The organism is Arthrobacter sp. LjRoot78 (assembly GCF_964254335.1).
GTDB lineage: Bacteria > Actinomycetota > Actinomycetes > Actinomycetales > Micrococcaceae > Arthrobacter.
Genome location: NZ_CAXUTG020000001.1, coordinates 2,930,496 through 2,954,641 on the forward strand (window position 1 = coordinate 2,930,496; position 24,146 = coordinate 2,954,641).

Annotated in this window: 15 protein-coding genes; 4 read left to right on the top strand and 11 right to left on the bottom strand. The window is 61.9% G+C overall.

Translation table 11 applies throughout. The annotated features are described in order from the left end of the window. The first annotated feature begins 50 nt into the window (after nucleotides 1-50). The gene (locus tag ACSQ1X_RS13655) at nucleotides 51-2,048 is read left to right on the top strand and encodes a GH25 family lysozyme (RefSeq protein ID WP_436058038.1); all 1,998 of its coding nucleotides are present in this window, start codon (nucleotides 51-53) and stop codon (nucleotides 2,046-2,048) included. Nucleotides 2,049-2,166: 118 nt separating this feature from the next. Here the strand turns inward: ACSQ1X_RS13655 and ACSQ1X_RS13660 are convergent, their stop codons facing one another. The 3 genes from ACSQ1X_RS13660 to ACSQ1X_RS13670 are packed head-to-tail and all read right to left on the bottom strand — an operon-like array spanning nucleotide 2,167 to nucleotide 4,253. Continuing rightward, on the bottom strand, nucleotides 2,167-3,063 hold the full coding sequence (locus ACSQ1X_RS13660; protein WP_436058039.1) for a glycosyltransferase family 2 protein: 897 nt from the start codon (nucleotides 3,061-3,063) through the stop codon (nucleotides 2,167-2,169). 3 nt (nucleotides 3,064-3,066) lie between these two features. After that, entirely contained in the window at nucleotides 3,067-3,477 is a 411-nt protein-coding gene (locus ACSQ1X_RS13665) for a DUF2304 domain-containing protein (RefSeq protein ID WP_436058040.1), read from the bottom strand. Continuing rightward, the gene (locus tag ACSQ1X_RS13670) at nucleotides 3,474-4,253 is read right to left on the bottom strand and encodes a glycosyltransferase family 2 protein (RefSeq protein ID WP_436058041.1); all 780 of its coding nucleotides are present in this window, start codon (nucleotides 4,251-4,253) and stop codon (nucleotides 3,474-3,476) included. The genes ACSQ1X_RS13665 and ACSQ1X_RS13670 overlap by 4 nt, the downstream gene beginning before the upstream one ends. A 113-nt stretch (nucleotides 4,254-4,366) precedes the next feature. On the opposite strand from ACSQ1X_RS13670, the gene ACSQ1X_RS13675 reads away from it, so the two are divergent. Beyond that, nucleotides 4,367-6,409 carry a DUF6541 family protein gene (locus ACSQ1X_RS13675; protein ID WP_436058042.1) on the top strand — a complete coding sequence of 681 codons (2,043 nt, stop codon included), beginning with the start codon at nucleotides 4,367-4,369 and terminating at the stop codon, nucleotides 6,407-6,409. A gap of 89 nt (nucleotides 6,410-6,498) precedes the next feature. Here the strand turns inward: ACSQ1X_RS13675 and ACSQ1X_RS13680 are convergent, their stop codons facing one another. The 5 genes from ACSQ1X_RS13680 to glf all read right to left on the bottom strand — a co-directional run bounded on the left by ACSQ1X_RS13680 (nucleotide 6,499) and on the right by glf (nucleotide 12,451). Further along, nucleotides 6,499-7,560, bottom strand: coding sequence for an ABC transporter substrate-binding protein (locus ACSQ1X_RS13680; protein ID WP_436058043.1), 1,062 nt, complete (start codon nucleotides 7,558-7,560; stop codon nucleotides 6,499-6,501). A gap of 92 nt (nucleotides 7,561-7,652) precedes the next feature. Then, on the bottom strand, nucleotides 7,653-8,402 hold the full coding sequence (locus tag ACSQ1X_RS13685; protein WP_436058044.1) for an ABC transporter ATP-binding protein: 750 nt from the start codon (nucleotides 8,400-8,402) through the stop codon (nucleotides 7,653-7,655). Further along, nucleotides 8,403-9,269 (bottom strand): ABC transporter permease, encoded by an 867-nt coding sequence (locus tag ACSQ1X_RS13690; RefSeq protein WP_436058045.1) that lies wholly within the window; start codon nucleotides 9,267-9,269, stop codon nucleotides 8,403-8,405. Next, nucleotides 9,270-11,267, bottom strand: a complete 1,998-nt coding sequence (locus ACSQ1X_RS13695) for a glycosyltransferase (RefSeq protein ID WP_436058046.1) — start codon at nucleotides 11,265-11,267, stop codon at nucleotides 9,270-9,272. Next, the gene (glf, locus tag ACSQ1X_RS13700; protein ID WP_436058047.1) at nucleotides 11,264-12,451 is read right to left on the bottom strand and encodes a UDP-galactopyranose mutase; all 1,188 of its coding nucleotides are present in this window, start codon (nucleotides 12,449-12,451) and stop codon (nucleotides 11,264-11,266) included. Before glf ends, ACSQ1X_RS13695 begins: the two co-directional genes overlap by 4 nt. 199 nt (nucleotides 12,452-12,650) lie before the next feature. On the opposite strand from glf, the gene ACSQ1X_RS13705 reads away from it, so the two are divergent. Next, nucleotides 12,651-16,712 carry an FtsK/SpoIIIE domain-containing protein gene (locus ACSQ1X_RS13705; RefSeq protein ID WP_436058048.1) on the top strand — a complete coding sequence of 1,354 codons (4,062 nt, stop codon included), beginning with the start codon at nucleotides 12,651-12,653 and terminating at the stop codon, nucleotides 16,710-16,712. On the opposite strand, the gene ACSQ1X_RS13710 is transcribed toward ACSQ1X_RS13705, so the two are convergent. Then, nucleotides 16,669-17,175 carry a hypothetical protein gene (locus ACSQ1X_RS13710; protein ID WP_436058049.1) on the bottom strand — a complete coding sequence of 169 codons (507 nt, stop codon included), beginning with the start codon at nucleotides 17,173-17,175 and terminating at the stop codon, nucleotides 16,669-16,671. The genes ACSQ1X_RS13705 and ACSQ1X_RS13710 overlap by 44 nt on opposite strands. Before the next feature lie 239 nt (nucleotides 17,176-17,414). Between ACSQ1X_RS13710 and ACSQ1X_RS13715 the strand changes: the two genes are divergently transcribed. Further along, nucleotides 17,415-17,663: a WhiB family transcriptional regulator gene (locus ACSQ1X_RS13715; protein WP_003804966.1), complete on the top strand. Its 249-nt coding sequence runs from the start codon at nucleotides 17,415-17,417 to the stop codon at nucleotides 17,661-17,663. A gap of 102 nt (nucleotides 17,664-17,765) precedes the next feature. On the opposite strand, the gene ACSQ1X_RS13720 is transcribed toward ACSQ1X_RS13715, so the two are convergent. Together ACSQ1X_RS13720 and ACSQ1X_RS13725 are read right to left on the bottom strand one after the other, a co-directional pair. After that, entirely contained in the window at nucleotides 17,766-19,235 is a 1,470-nt protein-coding gene (locus ACSQ1X_RS13720) for a sensor histidine kinase (RefSeq protein ID WP_028270180.1), read from the bottom strand. 34 nt (nucleotides 19,236-19,269) lie between these two features. Next, nucleotides 19,270-24,123, bottom strand: coding sequence for an NAD-glutamate dehydrogenase (locus tag ACSQ1X_RS13725; protein WP_436058050.1), 4,854 nt, complete (start codon nucleotides 24,121-24,123; stop codon nucleotides 19,270-19,272). Between the last annotated feature and the right edge of the window lie 23 nt (nucleotides 24,124-24,146).

Consider the following 24,146-nt stretch of genomic DNA (forward strand, 5'->3'; position numbering starts at 1 on the left):
CAACTCCGACGGCGACGGCGACGGCGACGCCCACGGCGACAGCCACACCCTTGCCAACCGATAGCGCGCCCAATCCGAATCCCGACCGTTCCGGCGTCATGCCTCTCTCTCCTGCCGACGCTGCCGCGCTTGAAGCCGAGATGGGTCAGGGAGGCGGATACATGGGTGTCGGAAAGCGGGCTGCATCGGACCCTGGTCCGGGATCTCCTTTGCCGGGCAAGAGCGCTCTGCTAACCACAGAGGCTTTTAACACCTGGAGGCCGGCCGGCATCCAGGGTGTCGATGTCAGCGGCTGGCAAACCGGCATTGACTGGGACTCACAGTTCAACCAGGGAGCCCGTTTTGCGTATGTGAAGGCTACAGAGAGCACCACCTACACCAACGACGAGTTCTCAAGCCAGTACATGGGCTCCCGGGACGCAGGCATGATCCGCGGCGCATACCACTTCGCCACACCAAGCACTTCGTCGGGCGCTGAACAGGCCCGCTATTTCGTGGCACACGGTGGCGGCTGGTCGGCGGATGGTATGACTCTTCCGCCCCTTCTAGATATCGAGTACAACCCCTACAGCACACTGGGTAACCTGTGCTACAACATGTCCCCCAGCCAGATGGTGAACTGGGTACGTGATTTCTCCAACACGATCGTCGCCTTGACCGGCCGCAAACCCGCTATCTACACCACCACGGACTGGTGGAAGACCTGCACAGGAAACAACACAGGCTTTGCGGACCACCCTTTGCATCTGGCCAGTTACTCGACCAGTCCCGGAGTCCTTCCCAGCGGCTGGACGTTTTACAGCATTTGGCAGTATTCACCGGATGGCCCCTATGTGGGGGACTCAAATGTCTGGAATGGAACCTACGCCCAGCTCAAGGCCTTCGCGTACGGGCGTGCACTGAACGCCGGGGAAAGTGCCATTTCCAGCCTGGCAGAAGGTATGCCGATCGGGGCCCCCGCGGGCACGATTGTCTGTGGGATAAGAGACAACGGATGCTACCAAGGCTTCCGCAACGGAGAAGTGCTGTGGTCCCCTGCGACCGGCCCGCGGGTCTCGCGCGCGGGTGCCATTCGCTCCCTATACCGCCTAATCGGCGCGGAGAACAGCTCAATGGGCTACCCCGCCAGCGGTGAACAGTGCGGGCTCAGGGACGGCGGTTGCTATCAGATGTTCCAGGGCGGCGCCATCATGTGGTCCCCGCAAACGGGCGCCCAACTGTCCCGATACGGGGCCATCCGCAATGCATGGGCCGCCGGCAATTTTGAGAATGGGGTACTGGGTTATCCCTCCAGCGGGGAGATCTGCGGACTGAAGAACAACGGTTGCTACCAGGCATACCAAAATGGCGCCATCCACTGGAGTGCCGACACTGGCGCCCGCCCTACCCGTAATGGTGCAATCCGAAGCGTCTGGGCCTCGAGCGGGTACGAAACAGGTGTGCTGGGATATCCGACAGGTACCGAAACCTGCGGGCTCAAAGACGGCGGCTGCCTCCAGTCGTTCGAGAATGGCCAGGTTCATTGGACTGCTACAACTGGCGCGAACCTCACCCGCGGCGGTGCTATCCGTAGCCTTTGGGTTTCGACGCGTTCCGAAGAGGGAGTGTTGGGCTATCCCACCGGCGCCGAAGCCTGCGGGCTCAAAGACGGCGGCTGCTACCAGTCCTTCCAGAATGGACAGATCCACTGGACGGCCAAGACTGGGGCCCAGTTGACACGCAACGGCGCCATTCGGAACGTCTGGGCCGGCAGCGGCTACCAAGACGGCGTGCTGGGCTTCCCCACAGGTATTGAGACCTGCGGGCTCAAAGACGGCGGCTGCTACCAGTCCTTCCAGAATGGACAGATCCACTGGTCGCCTGCTACCGGAGCGCACCCCACCAGGGCCGGAGCAATCTCCAGCTACTGGGCACAGTCCGGCTGGGAAAACGGACCGTTGGGATACCCCACAGGTAGTGAAACATGCAAGTCCGGCGGCGAGTGCTATCAGTTGTTCCAGAATGGGACCCTGCAATGGACGCCGATAAATGGAGTAACACGCCGCTGACGTGGCCGCTGGCCCCGATGGTTGCCAGGGTCATTCACTTCAGAGACAACGACGGCGGGCCCCCTGTCGGGACTGCCCGCCGTCGTGGTTTATCCAGACTTTTCTTGATGTGCCCCGATCAGGGGCGGAAAGCGTGCTTGACCAGTTTGCCAAGGCCGGGCCACATCCGCTTGCTAACCACCTTTGGGGTCAGCGACACGGCGTTGAGCCGCGACGTCAGATGAAGGCGGGCAGCCCGTGCCGCCTTAGTCCAGCCCAGCTTGGAAAAGTCCCGGGCGCACTCGTCGAAGAAAGCTCGTTCCTCCGCGAACCTGCGTCCGTCGAGGGCACGCACAGAGGAATCCGACTCCCTGTGGCGGCGGTACTGGAAGCAGACGGTGTCTGTCACGAGCATCTTGCCTCCGTCCATGATGATGTCCATCGCCAAGGCAATGTCCTGCACTACGTTGTACTGCTCGCGGAAGTCGTGTTTCAGGATCGCGTCGGCGCGCCACGCGACAGACGGGAAGTACAACCAGTCCCCCGTGATGAGGCTTTCGGCAATCGGCTCGCCGGCGATGATCGCCTCGGACGAGCCGCCGACCGCCAGGCGGCGCAGTCCGGCTTTGACCTTGTCCCCCAGCGGCTCGTAGACCGCACCGTTCTCGTCAATGACTTCGACGCCCGGCTGCACAATCTTGATTTCCGGATTCTGGAAAGCCTTGCGTACGGTACCCACGTAGTTCGGCAACATGATGTCGTCGGCACCCATAACCACCACGACGTCGTGCTGCACAAGCCCGAGGCACTTCTTATAGTTGCCGTTTGCGCCGAGGTTGACTTCGTTGCGGAAGTAGCGCACTCGGCCGTCGGAATCAACGAGGTTCTGGAAATAGGCCGGCAGGGACTCATCCGGATAGCCATCGTCGACGATCGTCAGGACAAAGTCTCTGTCCTCTTGGCCAAGTACCGAGTCGACGGCAGCCTTCATCATCGCCACGTCGCCGTAGTAGGGCAGCATCACATCAATGGTCAATTTTTACTCTTCTCTGGAATTACTGGTCTGATCTGCAACATGGTCTGCGGTCGGAGGACGCAGGCCCTCCGACTTCCCGTCAGAAAGCCGCGCGATGGAAGAGCGCAGGATCGCCACTTCTTCGGCGAGGATACGCGTCTCGTCTTCTAGAATGGTCAGCTCGCGGGAAACGTGAAGTCCTACCCCCACCAGCAGCACAATGGACAACGCGAACAGCAGGTTTGCGGGAACACGAACACCGACAACCGACGCAGCAAAGTCCAACATGCTGGGAAAAAGTCCCAGCACAATCGTCAGCCCGCCAACCACGAGCCAGAGCACCGCATATTTTTCGCGGAGTTTGCCCACTCGGAGCATCAGGAGAACGGCCAGAACCATCCCAATGGACGTGGCCAAAGAAAAAGCAACACTCACGCGGGAACACTTCCTTCTCCGGCGATGTCGCCCGGCCGGGGTGTAGCTGTATCGGTCTGCACGCGTGGCCTACGACGCGCCAAGGCAAAACAAAGAACAAGTCCCGAGCGTGCAAGGTAGATCATCGCTTTAAATGGACTGTGACTGGGCGTTCCTGCCTGCCGCACCTTCATCTCGACGGGGATCTGCACGACCCTGCAGCCGGACTTTATCGCCACCACCAGGGAGTCGATCGTGTCGCCCAAATACTCCGCAGGGAAATGGTCTATGTACTGATGCAGCGCCCGTTCGTTCGCCGCCCGAAAGCCTGACGTGACGTCGGTCAGCGGCGTTTGCGCAACTTTCGAGATCACCCTGGCGAGGACCGACATGGCCCACCGCCGCGGGCCTTTGGCATCATATGATCCGCGGCCGGCAAAGCGCGCACCAATTGAGATATCTGCGGTTTCCAGTCCGGCTAGTACCCGGTCAATGTCGTGGGGATCGTGCTGGCCATCTGAATCCACTTGGATGGCGGAGCTGTAGCCGTGGCGGATGGCATACTTGAAACCGGTCCGCATGGCACCCCCGACACCCAGGTTGAAAGGTAGCCGAAGAACCGAAGCGCCTGCCTGTTCAGCGATGGCGGCGGTGTCGTCGTGCGACCCGTCGTCGACCACGAGGATGTCATGCTGGGGAACGACGCGGCGTACTTCCCTGACCGTATTACCGATTGCTTCGGCCTCGTTCCAAGCAGGCATGATTATCAGCGTGCCGGACCGCGTCTTGTTACTCATGGTTTGTAACTATAGCAAGGGGCCCGGTGCTCCATACGACGGCCTGACCATGGCCCAGAGACGTAACCTGCATAATTGTACGGTTGACAACACACAATGAGGAGCCTTGATCGATGACTTGGTGGCAGACCGTACCGACTTTTGCGTCGGCGGCATTGATCTATTTCTTGCCGGGACTGTCCATACTGGCGGCGGCGGGAGTTCGCCGCCTCAACCTCGTTGCTCTGGCGGCCCCTGTTTCAACGTCAGTAGCCGCTTGCGCCGCCGTCGTCGCTCCTTACCTGCGTTTGCCGTACACACCTCTGGTGTATTTCGCTATAAGCGGTGTCCTGGCGCTCCTGACTCTGGCTGCCCGATGGTGGTGGGTCCGCGAGGGAAAGACTGTTGGCTCGCTGGCGGACAACGGCCCACTCAACGCCGGCGATCTTGGGAGGTGGACCGCTACCTGGGCCGTTCCGCTGGGCCTGGTTTTCGCCGCGCTGCTGATTGGCAGGCGCTTCGTGACCGGTTTCGGAAGCCCTGAAAACTTCTCGCAAACCTTTGACAATGTGTATCACCTCAACGCGGTGCACCACATCGCACAGACGCAGAACGGTTCGTCCCTGTCGCTGGGCAACCTCACCGAAGCCTCCAGCTATTTTTACCCCGCAGGCATGCACGACATGATGGCACTCCTCCAGATGCTGACGGGCAGCCCCGTTCCCGTCGTCGTCAATGTTGGAACAATAGTGATTGGCGCCATTGTCTGGCCGCTCGGTTGCATGTTCCTGGTTTCCAGGCTTGTGGCCTACCGCCCAGTGGCCCTTGTTGCAGCCGCAGTACTCTCGGCGGGCTTCAGTGCATTCCCGTACCTGCTCATCGGTTTTGGCGTCTTGTATCCAAACAACGCCGCCATAGCACTGCTGCCGGTCATTCTGGGACTGGCGGTGGAGATGCTGGGCATGTCGCGGAGCGCGCCTTCCTCGTTCATTGCGCCCGCCGTTGCCTTCTGCGCGGCCCTGCCGGGGATGGTTCTCACGCACCCCAGTGCCATGGTGGCGCTTCTGGGGTTCCTAGTGCCCGTACTGTTGGGCCGGCTGGTCAGGGTCTTCTTCGAATGGAGAGAAGGAAGCTCACCCAAAACGGCAGTCATTCGTTGGGCCGTAGTATGTACCGCATACATTGCGGCAGTAACCGCCGCCTGGATGGTTCTTCGTCCGGGCCTTGGCGCGGCACCGTGGCTGCCTTTCCAGTCGAATGCTCGGGCAATTGGTGAAATCCTGGGCAGTGCACCGATGGGCACAACTACCGCATGGGTCCTCGCCATCCTCACGGTCATCGGCCTGTACGTCATTGCCCGCACGCTGCGGCGCACATGGTGGATCCTCGGAATGTACCTGGTGGCCGCACTTTTATACATGGTCGTTTCGAGCTGGCCTCCCGGCGCATTCCGAACGTTTCTGACGGGGGTCTGGTATAACGACAGCTTCCGACTGGCGGCCCTGTTGCCCGTTGTCACCTTGCCTATTGCTGTATTTGGCGCCGAGTGGCTGCTGTGGCGCATTCGGGCCTTGATGGACAATGCTTCAACGCTCCTGCCGGGTATCGGCCGTGCGTCCGCAGCCCCCATTTCGGATCTCGGCGAGGCGCGGCCTCCTGCTGTCAGCAAAGTGGTCGCCGTATGGGTGACGCTCGGACTCTTGGGCCTAGCCGCACAAGGTGGCACCCTGTCGCAGGTCCAGGACAGGCTCCACTCGATATTCGACATCACGAAGGCGTCCGACCTTGTGGACGAGGATGAAATGAAGATTCTCAAAGAGGTGGGCGCCAAGGTGCCGGTCGACGGTGTCGTTGTCGCCAACCCGCTTACGGGCGGCTCATTGGTCTACGCACTAGCGGACCGGCAACCCCTTGCGCCCCACATTTTCGGTGAACGCACGGAAAAAGAGCAGCTCTTGCTGGACCACTGGGACGAGGCCGCCTATAACAAGGATGTTTGCCCTGCCATCAGGGAACTAAACGCGTACTGGGCGCTGGATTTCGGCACTAAAACGGTCATTCCGACCGAGGACCCGTTCCCCGGCCTGGCCGACGTAGCTGCGGGCACTGCAAAGGACATCGAAGTCTTGGCGACTTCAGATGAGGCCCGCTTGGTCCGGACTACGGCGTGTGACTAAGTTTCCCTGAAAATAGATGTGGGCTCCGCAAGGTCTTGCGGAGCCCACATCTATGTTTAGCCGGGTCTTGATAACCGGGACCGGCTGCCCTACGGCCTGCGCTTCGTCTCGTAGGCCGCCCGTGCCAGTTCGGGCAACACTGTGAGAGTCGCCCATTTAACTCCAAGTGGCGATGCTTCCACCAAGGCGAGGGCATCGTCGGAGGTCTTCACGAGCACGAGGGCGTCCCGTTGGGCGCCTGGAAGGTCGTCGAGAACCCCATCTTTCAAGATGATCTTCTTGTCCGATATGACAGAGACAACATCGATGTCGGCTTCAAGTTCGCGCGCCCGCCTCGCTTCCCAAAGAACCGGACCGGTTCCCGCTTCGACACGTTTCCGATTGCCTCCTTCCACCACTTTCGCCAAGACAGGGGCTGGCACAACGCCGAAATCCTTGAGGATTCGAACGGGGTTCGACTCCTCGTCATACACTTCGAAATCGGCGCCTGGTGCCAGACTTGCGCCTAGATAGAGGAACGTTGAACCATCAAGCACATCGTAGCTGGACCTTGCTTTTGTGATGCCCTCTTCGACTTCCTCGATCAGCCTCTGCGCCCCTTGGGGTTTGCCAATCGCCGTACCGACCATCGTCGTCGTCGTGCGCCAATCCGTCCCAAAGGGAGCGCCCGGATAAGCAACTACCGGGGCTATCTCGCTCAGTTCATCGTATTGTTCCCTGGTCAGACCGGAATTAACGGCGAGAATCAGATCCGGCTTGAGCGATTCCAACTCTTTTAAGGGCGGCTCCTCGCTGTCCCTGTACTGTGCGGGCATTACGGCATTCATCGCTGTGACAGCCTTGTTGAACCAGAGGCTAACCCCGAATCCGCGCAATTCATACTGCGGCACCGCTGCCGGGACGACTCCCAAAGCGATGCAGACGTCCTGACTCGCGTAGCCCAGGGTGGCGATTCTCTTGGGGGCGGACTTGATGGTTGTGGAACCGAAGGAATGCGTCAACGTAACGGGAAACGTAGATGTCTCCCCCTGACCGGAAGGTCCATCGGGCTGGCCGAGGCAGCCGGACAGCAGAAGCGGCGAAGCTGCCGCTGCTATTAGGAATGAACGGCGTCCCATGCTCTTTGCGGAGCCGGACATGTGTTCCTGCATACTGTTGTTCTCCCGTCCTTCCCCCATTGCGGAGGCCCGCCCAAATTGGGCAACTTGCTAATTCTAATGGGGATCAGCAGCCGACCGGCGGCTCACAGGGCCCTTGAACGCTCACGGAGTTCAGCGACAACCTCGTGGACATCGCCATCCATCACGACGTGGCCGTGCTCGAGCAATACGCCACGCTCACAGATCGTGGCCACAAGGTCAAGGTCGTGGCTGACTACGAAGAGCGTCTTACCCTTGGCGGCAAGTTCCTTGATCTTCGCAATGCACTTGCGCTGAAACGGTTCGTCTCCCACGGCAAGGATCTCGTCAATAAGAAATACTTCGGGATCAGTGTGGACAGCGATGGAGAACGCCAGCCGCAGGTACATTCCCGAGGAATAGAACTTCACCTCCGTGTCGATGAATTCGCCGATCTCAGAAAACTCTACGATCGAGTCGAATTTCTCGTCGATTTCGGATTCGGTCATTCCCAGGATCGCACCATTTAGGTAGACATTGTCCCGTCCACTCAGGTCGTGATGAAAACCTGCGCCCACTTCAATGAGGCCCGCCACCCGCCCGCGGGTCAGAACTGTTCCACTGTCTGGCTGCAGTACCCCGGAGATGAGTTTCAGCAATGTGGATTTTCCGGAACCATTAAGACCCAGGAGAGCTACGGTCTCGCCATGCTGAACGTCCAAAGAGACGTCCTTCAGTGCGTCGAATTTCTTCGACAAGTCACCTTTGCGGCCCCGGATCAGCCACACAAGCGCTTCCTTCATGGAACGGGTGTGGCGCAGCACGAATTGCTTGCGGAGTCCGATGCAACTGATCGCCCGGTTGTCTACGATCATCTAGAGCTCCTGGGCGAAGTGGATAGCGAGCTTGCGGAATACTAGTTGGCCCACAAAGAGGACTAGGAGCGAAATGCCAAACGCGACGGGCAACCAGAGGGAGATAAGGTCCGGCGGCAGGGGGGCCAAGGGTATTTGGTCCGGTTTCAGCGTCGGATACCAGAACGCCCAGTGGAATATCTCCACGCCTACGGTGAGGGGATTCAGCTGGTAGATCCAATACCACGGTCCCATGACGCGTTCCACCATGGTCCACAGGTACAGGACCGGGGACGCCCAAGTGACGATCATCAAGATCATGTCGACAAGGTTTTCCGAATCCCGGAAGTAAACGTTGGCCGCTCCGAAAAGGAGACCAAGCCCCGTTGCCAGAATCGCAACCATTACAAAAGCCGCAATCACTGTCAGCAACTGAACGATGGAGGGTGCCCAGCCGGCGATCAGACAGGCCCCGACAAGAACCGCAGCCTGCGGCAGGAAGTGCGCAGCGGACACCCAGACTGTAGCCACCGGAAATAGCTCACGCGGAAGGTAGATCTTCCGTATAAGATCACGGTTGTCGACAATGGAACGCGTGGCATTACCCAGCGATTCGGTAAAAAAGTTCACGAAAACAATGCCCGAGAACAAGTAGATGGCGTAGTTTGGCGTCCCGTGCTGCAGGTTGAGGAAGACTCCCAACGCAACAAAATAGATGAGAAACTGCATCAGCGGCTTAACGTAGGACCAGAGCAGACCCAGAGCCGATCCGCGATAGCGGATCTTGATTTCCTTCCTGACCAGCAGCTTCAGCAGGAAGCGATTGGCGTAGACGTCCAGCAGTCCTCGACCGTAGCCCGGCTTAATAAGCTCCTCGGACGGGACCATCTACCTACGATCCTTCATCGGTGTACCCACGGTGGTGCCAAAGGTTCTTTCCCACGATTCCATGGAAGTGATCTCGGGGAGCGCCTTTCGGTATTCAGCCGACAGGCTTTCCCATTGCTGGAAGAGCTGCGCCTGTAGCTTCGAGGCTTCCATCAACTTGCTCTTCAGCAATCCCGGATCCCTCCGATACCACGAAATGCCAGTTCCCTCTGCGTTGGATACAAGGACACTGTCGTATTTGGACAAGGTCCACCATTTGTTCTCGCGGTGCGCAAGATGCGCCTGAGGCCGCTCTAAGGTTTGCGGATCCGGCTTGCGGAAAACTTGCCGCAGGACCGTCTTAGCAGCCCATTTGACGAGGTCTTTCTTGGCCGGCATTTCGTTGAGAGCGCCGCCGCGACCGCCGCGAGTCAATCCGGGTGCCGGGAAGTCGTCGATGTCGGACCGGATTTGGGCCTCAGGATGGCGTGAACGCAAGGCATTCACCTCGGCAAGTTTCGTACCAAGATCCGGGTGTAGGCCCGCAGGTCCCCGCAATACATCGCGAAGCGCCATAATGCGCGCTTCCTGGGCGAAGTACTGCATGGAAATCAAATGCTTGACGCTGTTTTGGAAGGACTCCCGCAATACACGTCCGCCCTTAGGGAATGGGCTGTGAATCAGCGCAGCGATCAGACGGTTCCGTTCGTGGAAGTACGACTGCCAGCCCAAAGAATCGTCTTTATCAATCCACGAAACGTGCCACAGCGCAGCTCCGGGCAGCGACACTGTGGAGTAGCCGGCTTCCTTGGCCCGCAGAGAATACTCCGCATCGTCCCACTTAATAAAAACGGGGAGCGAAAGGCCGATTTCCCGAATGATGGCCGTCGGGATCAGGCACATCCACCAGCCATTGAAGTCCACGTCGACACGCCGGTGCATCCAGGGAGTCTGGCGAAGGTTTCGCTGCCGGAAGTCGTGGCGGTACTCAATATCGTTGTCCGGGCTGATCCAGCTCAGACGGTAAGGATCTACGACCTCTCCGAAAGTGTGCAAAGTCGTGCGGCTGAAGAGGTCAAACATGTGGCCACCAACGATCGTTGGCTTCCGGCTGAAGCGGGCGAAGGCGATGAGGCGCTCAATGCTGTCCGGTTCAACCACTACGTCGTCGTCCAGAAGCAGGACAAACTCGCTGCCGTTCCGGACTGATTCTGCCATCCCCCGGGAGAACCCGCCAGAGCCGCCAAGGTTGGGCTGATCCACCACTCTAAGCTTGCCCTCGAGAAGCTGGGTCACTTCGTCGAAGTCGTCCGCGGCCGTCACCTTGTCAGTCCCCTGATCAACAATGAGGACCTCCTTGACGCTCTTTAAAGCATGAGGGTTGGAACCCAGAATTCTTGCGTTGGCAATGCAAAAAGCCGGCTTGTTCATCGTCGTGATTTGTACCGTAGCCACTTCACCGGCGGGAATCGTGGGGCTATCTGACGTGGCCCAAGTGGCTTCCAGCAGCTTAAGCTCGGACTTGCCTGCCACCAACTCGAACCAGTACCAGCCGCCGTCACCGAACGTCTCCAGCGGCAGGTCCAGCCTCACTTCGTCCATGCCCTGGACCCCGATGGATTCAACTCGCTGCGGGACACCGCGTGCGTTGGATTTGTAGACCACAACGCTTCCGGTACCCTCCGTGCTGACGGCAAGTTGCACGGACCGGACCGTAGTCCATCGGCGCCAGTAGCTGGCAGGGAAGGCGTTGAAGTAGGTTCCGAAGGAAACATGCTGCCCGGCGCGGATCTTCATCGACGTTCGAGACAGGAAGTCCTCATGATGCGCTTCGACCGCGGTAGCCCCGACAAGGTGAAGCTTTTCCTCGGGCAGCTTCGGCGACCTGTAGAGGTCGTCGTCCTCCACGAGGTGCAACCCGACCGCACTGCCAGCATCGACGTAGAGTTCGATAGCATCCAACTCACCCGGGGGCGGAAAGATAACCCTCTGCAGTTCGAACGCCGCGGAAGCGGTCATGCGTCCACGCCTCCGCTTTCAAGCTGTGCGCCACTCTCAAAATGCGGCCGGATCTGGTTGTCAAACATGGTCAGGGCTGAGCCGATTGCCATGTGCATGTCGAGGTACTTGTACGTGCCTAGGCGGCCGCCGAACAGCACATCGCTTTCCGCAGCCGCGAGGTCGCGGTACTTCAGCAGGCGTTCGCGGTCGGCGGCAGTGTTGATCGGGTAATAGGGCTCATCGCCCTTCTCCGCCGCGCGGGAGAACTCCCGCATGATGACGGTCTTTTCCGTCTGGTAGTCGCGCTCGGGGTGGAAGTGGCGCGGTTCGATGATGCGGGTGTAGGGCACGTCGTCGTCGTTGTAGTTCACCACCGACGTTCCCTGGAAGTCGCCCACTTCGAGGACTTCTTCCTCGAAGTCGATCGTCCGCCAGGACAGGTCGCCTTCCGCGAAGTCGAAGTACCGGTCCACCGGACCCGTGTAGATCACCGGGATGTTTCCAACGACCTTGTTCTTGCTGTACTCATGCGACTCATCGAAGAAGTCGGTATTGAGCCTGACCTCGATGTTCGGGTGCTCCGCCATCTTCTCGATCCACGCGGTGTAGCCGTTGGTCGGCAGTCCCTCGTACTTGTCGTTGAAGTAGCGGTTGTCGTAGTTGTAGCGCACCGGGAGGCGGGAGATGATCCCCGCGGGCAGGTCCTTCGGATCCGTCTGCCACTGCTTGCCGGTGTAGTGCTTGATGAACGCCTCGTACAGCGGCCGGCCAATCAGCTGGATGCCTTTGTCGTTCAGGTTCTGGGGATCGGTGCCTGCGAGCTCGCCGGCCTGCTCCTTGATGAGGGCCTGGGCCTGTCCCGGGGTGAGGTTCGCACGGAAGAACTGGTTGATCGTGGCCAGGTTGATCGGCAGCGAGTACACCTCGCCCTTGTGGACTCCGTAGACCTTGTGAACGTAATTCGTGAACGTCGTGAACCGGTTGACGTACTCCCAAACACGTTCGTTTGACGTGTGGAACAGGTGGGCACCGTAGCGGTGCACTTCGATGCCGGTCTGCTCTTCCTTTTCGCTGTAGGCATTACCACCGATGTGGTGGCGGCGGTCGATGACAACGACCTTCAAGCCAAGCTCAGTGGCGGCCTGTTCTGCGATTGTCAGGCCGAAAAAGCCCGACCCTACGATGACGAGGTCAGCGGTCACAAAATCTCCTGATTCGAATGCGGGCAGCCCAATGTTGTGCATTGGCTGCTGCTCTAGCCTACCCGAGACTACGCCGACACCAGTGATTCCCGGGCATGGGCCGGGCTTATCCACATAGTGAGCCGGGGGCGATGCCCCGCGGCTCTGCCCGCAGGTAGCTTGGGCAGAAAGCAGCCTCCTTCCCAAGGGAAAGCACCTGATGACACTCCACTGCACCCTGGTCCGCGGGCCCGATGCCGCCAGTCCGGGACCTCCGCTCGAACTGATTATCGAGGCCCCGCCGGGAGGCTCCGGGCTCATGCTGCAGCAGGCCTTAACGCAGGAATACGGTGCCCGTGAACTCTCAGTGTCCGGCTTTCCGTTGTGCCGCTTGGTCGTCGGTGAGCCGCCACTGGTTACCGGGGCAGTCATCGTTGACGGCGCCGGGGATCGCCCTCCGGAAAGCGGCGAGGGAAGGGCCTCGACGCTGCTTGTTGCCGTACACAGCGGTCCGGCGGCGGGGACAGTGCTGCCACTAAGGCGCGGCAGGTATCGGCTCGGCCGGAGCGGCACGGAAATCGCCATCCCCGATGCCGCCCTCTCCCGTGAGCACGCCAGGCTGGACCTTAGTGACACGGCCGTCACCATCACCGATCTGGACAGCGTCAACGGGACCTTTGTGGACGGCAGGCGGGTGGGGCAGGCCGACGTCTCAACGAACTCGCTCATCAGCTGCGGGAATTCGACGCTGTCCATCGTGTTCGGGCCTGGTCCGGCCGTACGGCTGCCGGAGTGGGAGGCTGCCGGATCCAGTGTGGCTGATCCCCTGAAGATTCCGCACAGGGCGGAAGGCGGCAACCGGGGAATTCTCCTCCTCACGGCGGTCCTGCCGCTACTCATTGGCGTGGGCCTGGCTGTCATCACCGGGATGTGGATGTTTCTGGCCTTTACGGCCGTTTCTGCTGTCTCTTTGCTGGTGCCCATGCTCGCCGGCCGCCGCCAGCGGCAGCGGCTCAAGGCATTAGTGTCTGCCGCCGTTGAAGAAGACAGGGAACGTCGACGCCGATCCGCACCGTCCGCGGCCGAGCTCGCCCTGAGGGGGCGATCGGAACACAACGGCCGGTGGGACGGGACAGCCGTACCCGACGATATTGGGCTCCGCCTCGGGCTGGCCGAGCAACGGGCAAACATCAGTCTGGACCCGGCGGACCCGGATTTCGAAGCGCCGGAGGCGGGCCTCATGCCGACCGTCCTTCAGCTTTTGGACCTTACGTTTGTCCGCGGACCGCGGCAGGACGTCGCCGGGCTGGTCAGGTTCATGCTGATGCAGCTCACAAGTTTCAGGTCGGCGGCCCGGACCCGGGTCGTTGTGCATGGGTCACCCGGCTCCCTGCCGCTGACCGCCAGGTACCTTACGCCGGTCATGCTTTCGTCCAGTCCCCGGACAACCTCGGAGGTTCTGGAGCGCTGCATCGACCGGGAGCGGGAACGCGGCGTGCTGATACTTACCGGTGATTCCCGAGGCCAGTCCGGATCCCACGGCCTGGCTGCCACCGCCATCAGCCGGGGCTGGCACGTTGTGGACTGCACACTCGATAGCGGCCCAGAGGAAGGCGGCCCCGAATCGGGCGCGGTTGTCGAACTTGGAGGAGCCACCGCCAGGTTACGGATTGGGGGCGCGGCGAGGGACTTCCTGCCCGACCTCGTCCCGGAGGGAGTCTTCGACCGATATTGCCGGAACATGGCCGTGCGGCGTGAGCGCCGCCCGAACTCCGCACCGGTCGTTCCGCAGAGTTGCTCGCTCGCTGACGTCCTCCCTGGTGCCGCAGCGGACGCATCAGCCCGTTGGGTCGCCGGCAACAGCAAACCCGGACTCTGCGTTCCCATCGGGATGACTGCATCCGGGCCCCGCGTGCTGGACCTTGAGTCGGACGGCCCGCATTTTCTGGTGGCAGGAACCACCGGGTCCGGAAAATCCGAACTACTCCGGAGCCTGACCGCCGGCCTGGCACTCAGCTACCCGCCGGACAGGATCAACTTCCTCTTTTTCGACTTCAAAGGCGGTTCGGGCCTGGGACCGCTGACCGGCCTGCCCCATTGTGTGGGCATGCTCACCGACCTCACCAGAAATGAACTGGACCGCGCGCTAATCTCCCTGCGAGCGGAAATCCGGCACCGGGAGGAATTGCTGTCCGCCGCTCAGGCTCCGGACTTGGCCGGCTATCGGTCCGTTGGATCCCCGGCCGGGCCGCTCCCCCACCTGGTCCTCATCATTGACGAATTCCGCATGCTCGTTGAAGATGCTCCCGACGCACTGAAGGAGCTGATGAGGATCGCAGCCGTCGGACGGTCGTTGGGCCTGCACCTGATCATGGCAACGCAGCGGCCTCAGGGCGCACTCACGGCAGACATCCGCGCCAACGTCACCACAAGCATTGCCCTGCGCGTCCAGTCGGACATGGAATCGGTGGACATCATCAATTCACGGCTTGCCGCCGGCATTTCGGTGGCCAACCCCGGGCGCGCCTACCTCGCCCGCGGGACGGAGGATCCAGTCGAGTTCCAGGCGGCAACCCTCTCGGGCGCCGCAGCAGCGGTGAGATCATCCCCGGTCCGCGTTCGCCCTGCGGCCGAGGCTCTTGTGGTGTCTGCGACCGACCAGGAAGAGAACGCCGACCCGGGGTTCCCGCTTTCACCAGCCCGGGCGGCCGGTCCCATTGTGGAGTCGCTGGTGGAACTCTGGGACGGTCTGGGCGGTTCAGCACCCCGCCGCCCCGTGGCGATACCGCTGCCAACGATCGTGCTGCTTCCCGACCCCGGCAGAGAAGGCGGACCCGATCCCGGCATCTGGTCCGTACAGCTCGGCCTGCTGGACGAGCCGGACCGGCAGCGGGTCTCTCGGCTGACGTGGCAGCCAGCCAACCATGGTCACTTGGCCTTGGTCGGCGGAACGGCAAGCGGGGTGGACGAAGCCCTGGATCTGGTACTGCAGCAACTGATCGAACATGACATCGAATCGCATATCTACCTGCTCGATGCTGGCAATGCCTTCAGCTCGGTCCACTCCCATCCGCGGGTGGGCGCGGCGGCCGGCCTTCACGAACTCCGCCGGGCCGTCCGGATCCTGGAACGTGTTGCCCTCGAGCTGTCACTGCGGCTCAGCCGCCCGGCGGAGTCACTGCCGCCACCGATTGTCCTAGTGCTTGCCGGCTGGGGCTCATGGGTCTCATCGTTCCGTGCCGGCCCGCTGGCCTGGGCGGAAGACCTAGTCCAGGACATCGTCCGGGACGGCGCCAGGGCAGGCGTTACGGTGCTCATTGCCGGAGACCGGGAGGTGGTAACAGCCCGATACTTCGCGTCCATCCCTAGCCGGGCCTACTTCCCGACTGGCTCCACCGAAGAGGGCCGGCTTGCCTGGCCACGGCTCCCGGACGTAGCGCTAATCCGCGGACGGGCAGTGATGTTCGGCCCGTTGGCGGGCAGCCCGGCCTCCGCGGCCCAGTTTTACGCAGCCCCTCCTACGTCGACTACATGCGCTGGCAGGGGCAAGGAACCGGCCGTCAGGCCCTTCAGAATTGAGGCGCTGCCCAGGCGCCTGAGCGTTGCGGATGTCCTGGCACGTGTCCCGAGCGTTTCCGCACCGCCAGCCAGCACAACAGCTGCAGCCGGAAACGATTACAGAAGCCGCAAGATAATAGTCGGGATCGGCGGTGATGAACTTGTCCCGGCTACAGTCCGTCTTCCGCCGGGAGGCGTCCTGCCGGTTATGGGAGGCCCGTCTTCCGGCAAGAGTTCCCTTCTTGCAGCCATCCCGGAGCTTAACGCTGATGCTCCAGGGTGGCTCCGCCCCGGCCCGGAAGATACAGCCGCCAGCTACTGGGCCGATGTGCTGGCAAGCGCCGACGCGGGCACGCTCAACAAGGACTGGGTTCTCCTCGTGGACGATGCGGACATGCTGACACCGGAATCGCACCGGCATCTCGAGGCCCTGCATGGTTTTGGTTTGAGGGTAATCCTGACTGCGGGGTTCAGCCCTTCACTCAGCCAGCGGGTTCCGCTGGCTGCACGTGCCCGCGGGCAGGGGGCCGGCATCCTGATCGCGCCGCGGCACATCAACGACGGCGATTTCTTCGGCATTCGCTTTGAGGTGGAAGCCAACCCGCCGGCAGGGAGGGCCGTCATCATTGCAGAGGGCCGGGCTGTGCCCGTTCAGTTGGCGGCCGGACCGGGCCCCGGGGTCACAACGCCGGAGGCGCCCCGCCGGCACGTGAAGCAAAACTGATCACGCGCTTGTTAAAGAGCAGGACCACGGCAATGACCGCCGGAACCAGCATCGCGAATCCCGCGGCAATGTAACCGCCGGTGAGCGTCGGAAATCCGATCGTCAGCACAAACAGCTGGGCCACCAAAGCCCCCGCCCGCGGCCAGCGGAATCCCCGGAGGAGAAAATAGGCAACGGCGTAAAGCCAGGCCGAAAATGACATCAGGAGCGCCAGGGTAAACACAGCACCCCAAAACGAAAGGACGGGCGCTCCTGTGATCAGCTGAATTGCATACCAGCCCGCTGCCGCGAGCAGTGCCGTTGCTTCAGCGGCCACGATCAGGGACAGGACGGTGACCGGAGGCGGCCGCGTGGCCCGAACTTCCGGGGAAACAGGGCGCGGGGAAGCAACCGAACCGTCAGTGTCACCAGGCAAGCGGGGCTCGGGGGTGGCGTCGGAGTGGTCCTCTGGGGGTCTTGACACACTGGCACCATACCGGACATAGTCGACTCCGGGGAGAGCGCTGGCGAGCTATGTGACGTATCGCTCACGCTTATAAGGCACTTCGTGGACGATTACCCCTTGTTTACACAGCGTTAACATGACACGCTTAATTCAGATGACCAAGGGGACCCGGCTGGGTCCCTTTCTTATGTTGCCTCTAGTGAATATTTTCACAAGTGGCTAAAAACGAGTTCCCAGGAATGGAGTGACTGATCAGCATGGATTGGCGTAACCGCGCAGCGTGCCTCGACAAGGACCCGGAGCTGTTCTTCCCAGTAGGAAACACCGGGCCTGCTCTCCTGCAGATCGAGGAGGCCAAGAGTGTGTGCCGCCGCTGCCCGGTGGTGGACACCTGCCTCCAGTGGGCCCTCGAATCGGGCCAGGACGCCGGCGTCTGGGGCGGAATGAGCGAAGACGAGCGTCGGGCCCTCAAGCGCCGCGCTGCACGCGCCCGTCGGGCCTCCTGACCGTTTGGATTTCCGGCCTCCGGACAAAACGAAGCGGCCGCGGACTTCAGAGTCCGCGGCCGCTTCCCATTTAAGGGTCGAAGGTCATTTAGGGTTCCACCGTCACCGTTTTTGCAGGTTCAGGACGATCTGCACGGCGGTGCCGCCGCCCTCGCGGGGTTTCCACTGGATGCTGCCGCCCAGTTCGCTGGTGACGAGGGTCCTAACGATCTGCAGTCCCAGGCCTTCAACATGTGGAGTTTCCGGAAGCCCGACACCGTCATCGGCCACGGTCACGGTCAGGAACTCGTCGCCGTCGTCGCCTTCCGATCGGTCGGCCAGAAGCCAGACAGTTCCGGTTCGCCCCTCCAGGCCGTGCTCGACTGCGTTGGTCACCAGCTCGTTGATAACCAGGGCAAGCGGGGTGGCGAAGTCGCTGGGCAGTTCACCAAACAGCCCGGACCTGGCAGTCTTGACCTGCTGCGACGGCGAGGCCACTTCGGCGGACAGACGGAACTGGCGGCCGATCAGCTCATCGAAGTCAACGCTTTGCGTCAGCCCCTGGGACAGCGTCTCATGGACCAAGGCAATCGTTGCGACTCTCCGCATCGCCTGTTCCAGGCCCTGCTTGGCCTCATCACTGACCATCCGGCGAGACTGCATGCGCAGCAATGCCGCAACAGTCTGAAGGTTGTTCTTAACCCGGTGGTGGATCTCCCGAATGGTGGCGTCCTTGGTCACAAGCTCCATTTCACGGCGCCGGAGCTCGGAGACGTCGCGGCAGAGCACCAGCGCCCCGAACCTTTGCTGCTCATCGCGTAAGGGGATGGCCCGGAGCGAGAGGCTGACTCCGCGGGATTCGATTTCGCTCCGCCACGGCATCCGGCCGGTGACCACGAGCGGCAGCGTTTCATCCACCATGCGGCGGTCCCGCAGCAGACCCGCCGTGACCTCGGCGAGCGACCTGCCCTCGAGGGATTCACCGTCCCCCAGGCGCCTGAATGCGGAGACGCCGTTGGGGCTGGCGTACTGCACAATCCCGTCTGCGTCGAGCCGGATCAGGCCGTCTCCCACCCGCGGGGCGCCGCGGCGGGATCCGGTGGGCGACGCAAAGTCGGGCCACAGTCCGAGCGTTCCCATCCGGAGCAGGTCATAGGCGCACTGCCTGTACGTCAGTTCAAGCCTGGACGGCATCCGTGAACTGGACAGGTCCATGTGTGTTGTCACGACGGCGAGCGTCCGGCCATTCCTGACCATGGGGACAGCCTCGACGCGGAGAGCCATGTCGCTGCTCCAGTTGGTCTCACTCGAACGCTCAATGGTCCGGCTACTCCACGCCTTATCAACCAGCGGCTGCAGGTCCGACCTGATCCCCTCCCCCACGAAGTCGGTGTGGAACACCGTGTGCGTGGTGGAGGGGCGGACGTGGGCCAAGGCCACGTAGCCGAACTCAGGATGCGGAAACCACAAGGCAAGGTCAGCGAAGGCGAGGTCGGCGACCATCTGCCAGTCGCCCACCAGGAGGTGAAGCCACTCGGCATCCCCCGGCCCAAAATCAGCGTGTTCCCTGATGGGGTCCGTAAAGATTGCCACTACACCTCCAGATTCGACGCTAAGGAACGGATCCTTAGCGCCGGACGATTGACCTCAAGAGCCTCAATGCTACCGACAGTGACGCCATATCGTCCGCTTCGAGCGAGTTGACCTCCTCAAACATGCTCCTGGCACGGTCGAGCTGTTCGGCATTCAGGCCTTCCCACTTCAGTACCCGGTCCTCCGCAGGGGTCCCGGGCGACGTCGACTCAAGCACCGACGCCGTAATATCCGAAATGGTGGAGTAGAGGTCGTCACGCAAGGCGGCACGGGCCAGCGCCTGCCAGCGGTCACGCCGCGGGAGCTTGGTGATGCGTTCCAGGAGGGAATCCACGTGGAAGCGGTCGAACACCGTGTAATACACGTGTGCGATGCTTTCCACCGGCTCCGCGTTGACGTGGGCTATCTTGGCGATGTCCAGCAGCACAAAGCTTTCGAACAGCTCGGCCCAGCGATGGGCCAGGTCCTCCGGAAGTTCCCAGCTCCGGGCCTTTTCCAGCCACGCAGCCACCCGGGCACGGTCGTCGCCCCGCAGGTAATCGAGGAGCCGGGCCCGCATCGGATCCATCAGAGGCTTGAATTCAGCCACGATTTCGGAGATCGGCCGGGAAGCGCTGCCCTGGCCGATCACCCAGCGGACAGCCCGGTCCAGGAGCCGGCGGATGTCCAGGTGGACAGTGCTCCAGTGCTCGGTGGGGAAGGAGGCAGGCAGTTCATTGAGCTCACCGACCATGATGTCCAGCTCGTAGATTTCGCGGAGGGCCACAAACGCCTTGGCCACCGCAGCTTCGTTGGCTGACGTCTCTTCGATGGTGCGGAATGCAAACGTGATGCCGCCAAGGTTGATCATGTCGTTGGCCACGACAGTGGCGATGATCTCGCGCCGCAGCGGATGGCTGTCGAGCTCAACGTCGAACCTCTCCCTCAGCTGCTTCGGGAAATAGGACCGCAGGGTCTGCCTGAACCACGGATCGTCGGCGAGATCGCTCTCACGCAGTGCCGTTGCGAGTTCGATCTTGGCGTAAGCCGCCAGCACCGAGAGTTCCGGCGAGGTCAGCCCCTGTCCCTGGGCCAGGCGTTCCCGAAGGGTCGCGGTTGTGGGCAGTGCTTCGAGCTCGCGCTTGAGGTCGGCCGACTTCTCCAGCCAGTCCATCAGCCGTTCATAGCTGGGGCTCCACTCCGCCACACGGATTCTGTCATTGAGGAGCAGGATGTTCTGGTCAATGTTGTCTTCAAGCACGAGCCGGCCGACTTCATCCGTCATGGACGCCAGGAAATCGGCCCGCTCGGCGGACTCGAGCTTGCCCGCGGCGACCATCCGGTCGACGAAGATCTTGATGTTGACCTCGTGGTCCGAGCAGTCAACTCCGGCCGAGTTGTCAATGGCGTCCGTATTCAGGATGACACCCTGAAGTGCGGCCTCAATGCGCCCGCGCTGGGTCATGCCCAGGTTTCCGCCTTCTCCGACCACCTTGACGCGGAGGTCACGCCCGTCAACGCGGATGGCGTCGTTGGCCTTGTCCCCCACCTCGGCATGCGTTTCGGTGCTTGCCTTGACGTAGGTTCCGATGCCGCCGTTGTACAGCAGATCGGCGGGCGCCAGGAGAATGGCGCGAAGGAGCTCCGGCGGGCTCAGCTCGGAGGTGCCGTCCGGGAGTCCCAGGGCTGCCCGCACCTGGTCGGAGACCGGAATCGACTTGGCCTGCCGTCCGTACACGCCACCGCCTTCGCTGATGAGGGCCTTGTCGTAGTCATCCCAGGAGGACCGGGGCAGGTTGAAGAGCCGCAGCCGCTCTTCGTAGGACGCCGACTCGTCGGGATTCGGATCCAGGAAGATGTGGCGGTGGTCGAACGCGGCAAGCAGCCGGATGTGTTTCGACAGCAGCATGCCGTTGCCAAAGACGTCCCCGGACATGTCACCGACGCCCACCACGGTGAACGGCTCCGACTGGGTATCAAGGTCGAGTTCGCTGAAGTGGCGCTTGACCGATTCCCACGCGCCCCGGGCGGTGATCCCCATGGCCTTGTGGTCGTAACCCACGGATCCGCCTGAGGCAAAGGCATCCCCGAGCCAGAAGCCGTAGTCCGCTGAGAGCCCGTTGGCGATGTCTGAAAACGTTGCGGTTCCCTTGTCTGCTGCGACAACGAGGTAGTTGTCGTTGTCGTCGTAGCGGACGACGTCGGCCGGCGGAACCACAGCTTCGCCGTCCGGAGTGGTGATCAGGTTGTCCGTGAGGTCCAGCAGGCCGCGGATGAAGGTCTTGTAGCTCTCCACGCCCTCCGCCATCCACGCGGTCCTGTCGGCGGCAGGATCGGGAAGCTGCTTGGCGAAGAATCCGCCCTTGGCGCCGGTGGGCACAATGACAGCGTTCTTGACCGTCTGCGCCTTAACAAGGCCAAGGATTTCGGTCCGGAAGTCCTCACGCCGGTCGGACCAGCGCAGCCCGCCGCGGGCCACCTTGCCGAAGCGGAGGTGTACGCCCTCCACCCTGGGCGAGTACACCCAGATTTCAAACATGGGTCGCGGGAAAGCCAGTCCGTCGATTGCGGCCGGATTCAGCTTGAAGCTCAGGTAGGGCTTCTGCTGATAGAAGTTCGTCCGGAGCGTGGCCTCGATGAGGTTCGCAAAAGTCCGGAGCACCCGGTCGGCGTCCAGGGTTGCAACCTGTTCAATGGCGGCTGCCAGCTCCGTACGGACGCTGGCTTGGCGCTCCGCCCGGACGTCGTCCTCGAGGGCGGGGTCGAAGCGTGCCGCGAACAGTGCCACGAGCGAACGTGTCACGTCAGGATTTGCCAAGAGTGTGTCAGCAATGAATCCGAACGAATTTGTGTTGCCCATCTGACGCATGTATTTCGCATAGGCGCGAAGGACCACAATCTGGCGCCACGGCATGCGCTCGCGCAGGACCAGGCGGTCGAAGCTGTCCGACTCGACGTCGCCGGAGACGGCGGCGCCGAATGCGTCCGCCAACAACTGGCCCGTCGCGAGGGGAGCAACACCGGAGGGGTACTTCAGGCCCAGGTCATACAGGAAAAAATCCCGTTTGTCGGCCGTCTCGATTTCGAAGGGCCGCTCATCGAGCACTTCGAGCCCCAGATTGTGAAAAAACGGCAGGATCTGGCTGAGGCTCTTCGGCTCCAGCATGTAGAGCTTGACGCGTGCGTCCTCTTCGAGCGTGGCCCCTGCGCCCTCGGGCAGGTACACGTGTACCCCGGGCTTCTCGAGCCGTCCTTTTTCAGCCGGCTCGGCGGCCGACCCGTACTTCTCGAAGCGCGCAATGTCGGTCAGCGCATCTTCGACCTCGTAGTCCACGCGGTAGCTGGCCGGGAAGGCCTCGGCCCAGGCAGAGGCAATCGCCTTGTTGTCGCCGTTGGCGCCACTGGCACGCAGCACTTCCGTGATGCCCTCGCTCCACGAACGCGCGGCACGGACAAGCCTCTTCTCCAGTTCCTCGACATTGACGTCGCTGACGTCTGCGTCCTTCGGGAGCCGGATCCGGAAGAAGAGCCTGGCCAGCGCGGATTCGGTCATCCTGGCTTCGTAATCAATGGAGACGGCGTGAAAGGTCTCGCGGAGCTCCTGCTCGATGCGGAGGCGCACGTTGGTGGTGTAGCGGTCACGGGGAAGGTACACGAGTGCGGACATAAACCGGCCGTAGATGTCGGGCCTCAGGAACAAGCGGGTGCGCCGCCGCTCCTGCAGCCTTTGAATGCCTGTCGCCGTCGCTGCGAGGTCGGAAACCTCGATCTGGAACAGCTCATCGCGGGGGTAGGTTTCAAGGATACCCAGCAGGTCTTTGCCCGAATGGGAGTGCGGCGGGAAGCCGGCGCTGCGCAGGACGGCTTCGACCTTCTCGCGAACAATCGGAATGTTCCGGACCGAGCCCGCGTAGGCGCTCGTGGCGAAGAGGCCGATGAACCGCTGCTCGCCGTTGACGTTGCCGGCGGCGTCGAAGCTCTTCACGCCGATGTAGTCGAGGTATGCCGGACGGTGCACTGTGGAACGGGAGTTGGCTTTGGTGATCACCAGAGCGCGCTTTTCCCGCGCTTTCCTCCGGCCGGCGACGGTGAGGTGCTGGACGTGGTGCCCGTCCGCGCCGCTGCGGAGCAGTCCGAGTCCGCTTTCCTCCCGCAGTTCCAGGACGTCCTCGCCGGACTCGTTGACCAGGTCATATTCGCGGTAGCCAAGGAAGGTGAAGTTTCCGTCATCGAGCCACCGGAGGAGGTCCTGGGCCTGACGAAGTTCCTCGATCTGGGAGGCATTGGCCACGTTGTCCAGGTCCTGGGCGATCTGGAGGGCCTTGTTGCGCATCTTGGGCCAGTCTTCAACGGCCGCCCGCACATCACCGAGCACGCGCTCAATGCCTTCGATGAGCCGCCCCTGCGCTTCCTCGCTGGCAAGGCCGATTTCGACGGCGATCCAGGACTCCATGTGCGAGGCGTTGTCACCCTGGGCGATCAGGTGCGACAGGCTTGGCATTGCGGCAGTGTCGCCGCTGGAGATGCCGATGCTGGACGGAACCCTGTCCACCTTCGTCAGACGGGAGGTTGCGCGGTTGCGTGTGACGACGAAAAGCGGGTGGAGGACAAGGTGGATTGCCGAGTTCTGGCGAACGAGCTCGGCGTTGACGGAGTCCACGAGAAACGGCATGTCGTCCGTGACGATATACACGACGCTGCAGTCCGACTCGTCCACGATCCTGATGTTGGCCGTGCCCGGTACACAGACAGCGGCAACTTCGCGGTGAGTCTCGGCGCGGGCGGCCAGGACATCCGGCGAATAGGCCCGGGAATCCTCCTCCGCAAGGTGCTCGTAATAGTCTCCGAAGTACCCTTCACGGGCTCCGAGCAAAACGGACTGATCCTCCACATTGGAGCCAGACGACATCGACAAACGCCTCCATCACAAGT

What these genes read in the sequence shown, in the direction of transcription:
- ACSQ1X_RS13670 (WP_436058041.1), bottom strand. Translation starts at nt 4,253, where the DNA reads ATGAGTAACAAGACGCGGTCCGGCACGCTGATAATCATGCCTGCTTGG.
- ACSQ1X_RS13675 (WP_436058042.1), top strand. Translation starts at nt 4,367, where the DNA reads ATGACTTGGTGGCAGACCGTACCGACTTTTGCGTCGGCGGCATTGATC.
- ACSQ1X_RS13680 (WP_436058043.1), bottom strand. Translation starts at nt 7,560, where the DNA reads ATGCAGGAACACATGTCCGGCTCCGCAAAGAGCATGGGACGCCGTTCA.
- ACSQ1X_RS13685 (WP_436058044.1), bottom strand. Translation starts at nt 8,402, where the DNA reads ATGATCGTAGACAACCGGGCGATCAGTTGCATCGGACTCCGCAAGCAA.
- ACSQ1X_RS13690 (WP_436058045.1), bottom strand. Translation starts at nt 9,269, where the DNA reads ATGGTCCCGTCCGAGGAGCTTATTAAGCCGGGCTACGGTCGAGGACTG.
- ACSQ1X_RS13695 (WP_436058046.1), bottom strand. Translation starts at nt 11,267, where the DNA reads ATGACCGCTTCCGCGGCGTTCGAACTGCAGAGGGTTATCTTTCCGCCC.
- ACSQ1X_RS13705 (WP_436058048.1), top strand. Translation starts at nt 12,651, where the DNA reads ATGACACTCCACTGCACCCTGGTCCGCGGGCCCGATGCCGCCAGTCCG.
- ACSQ1X_RS13715 (WP_003804966.1), top strand. Translation starts at nt 17,415, where the DNA reads ATGGATTGGCGTAACCGCGCAGCGTGCCTCGACAAGGACCCGGAGCTG.
- ACSQ1X_RS13725 (WP_436058050.1), bottom strand. Translation starts at nt 24,123, where the DNA reads ATGTCGTCTGGCTCCAATGTGGAGGATCAGTCCGTTTTGCTCGGAGCC.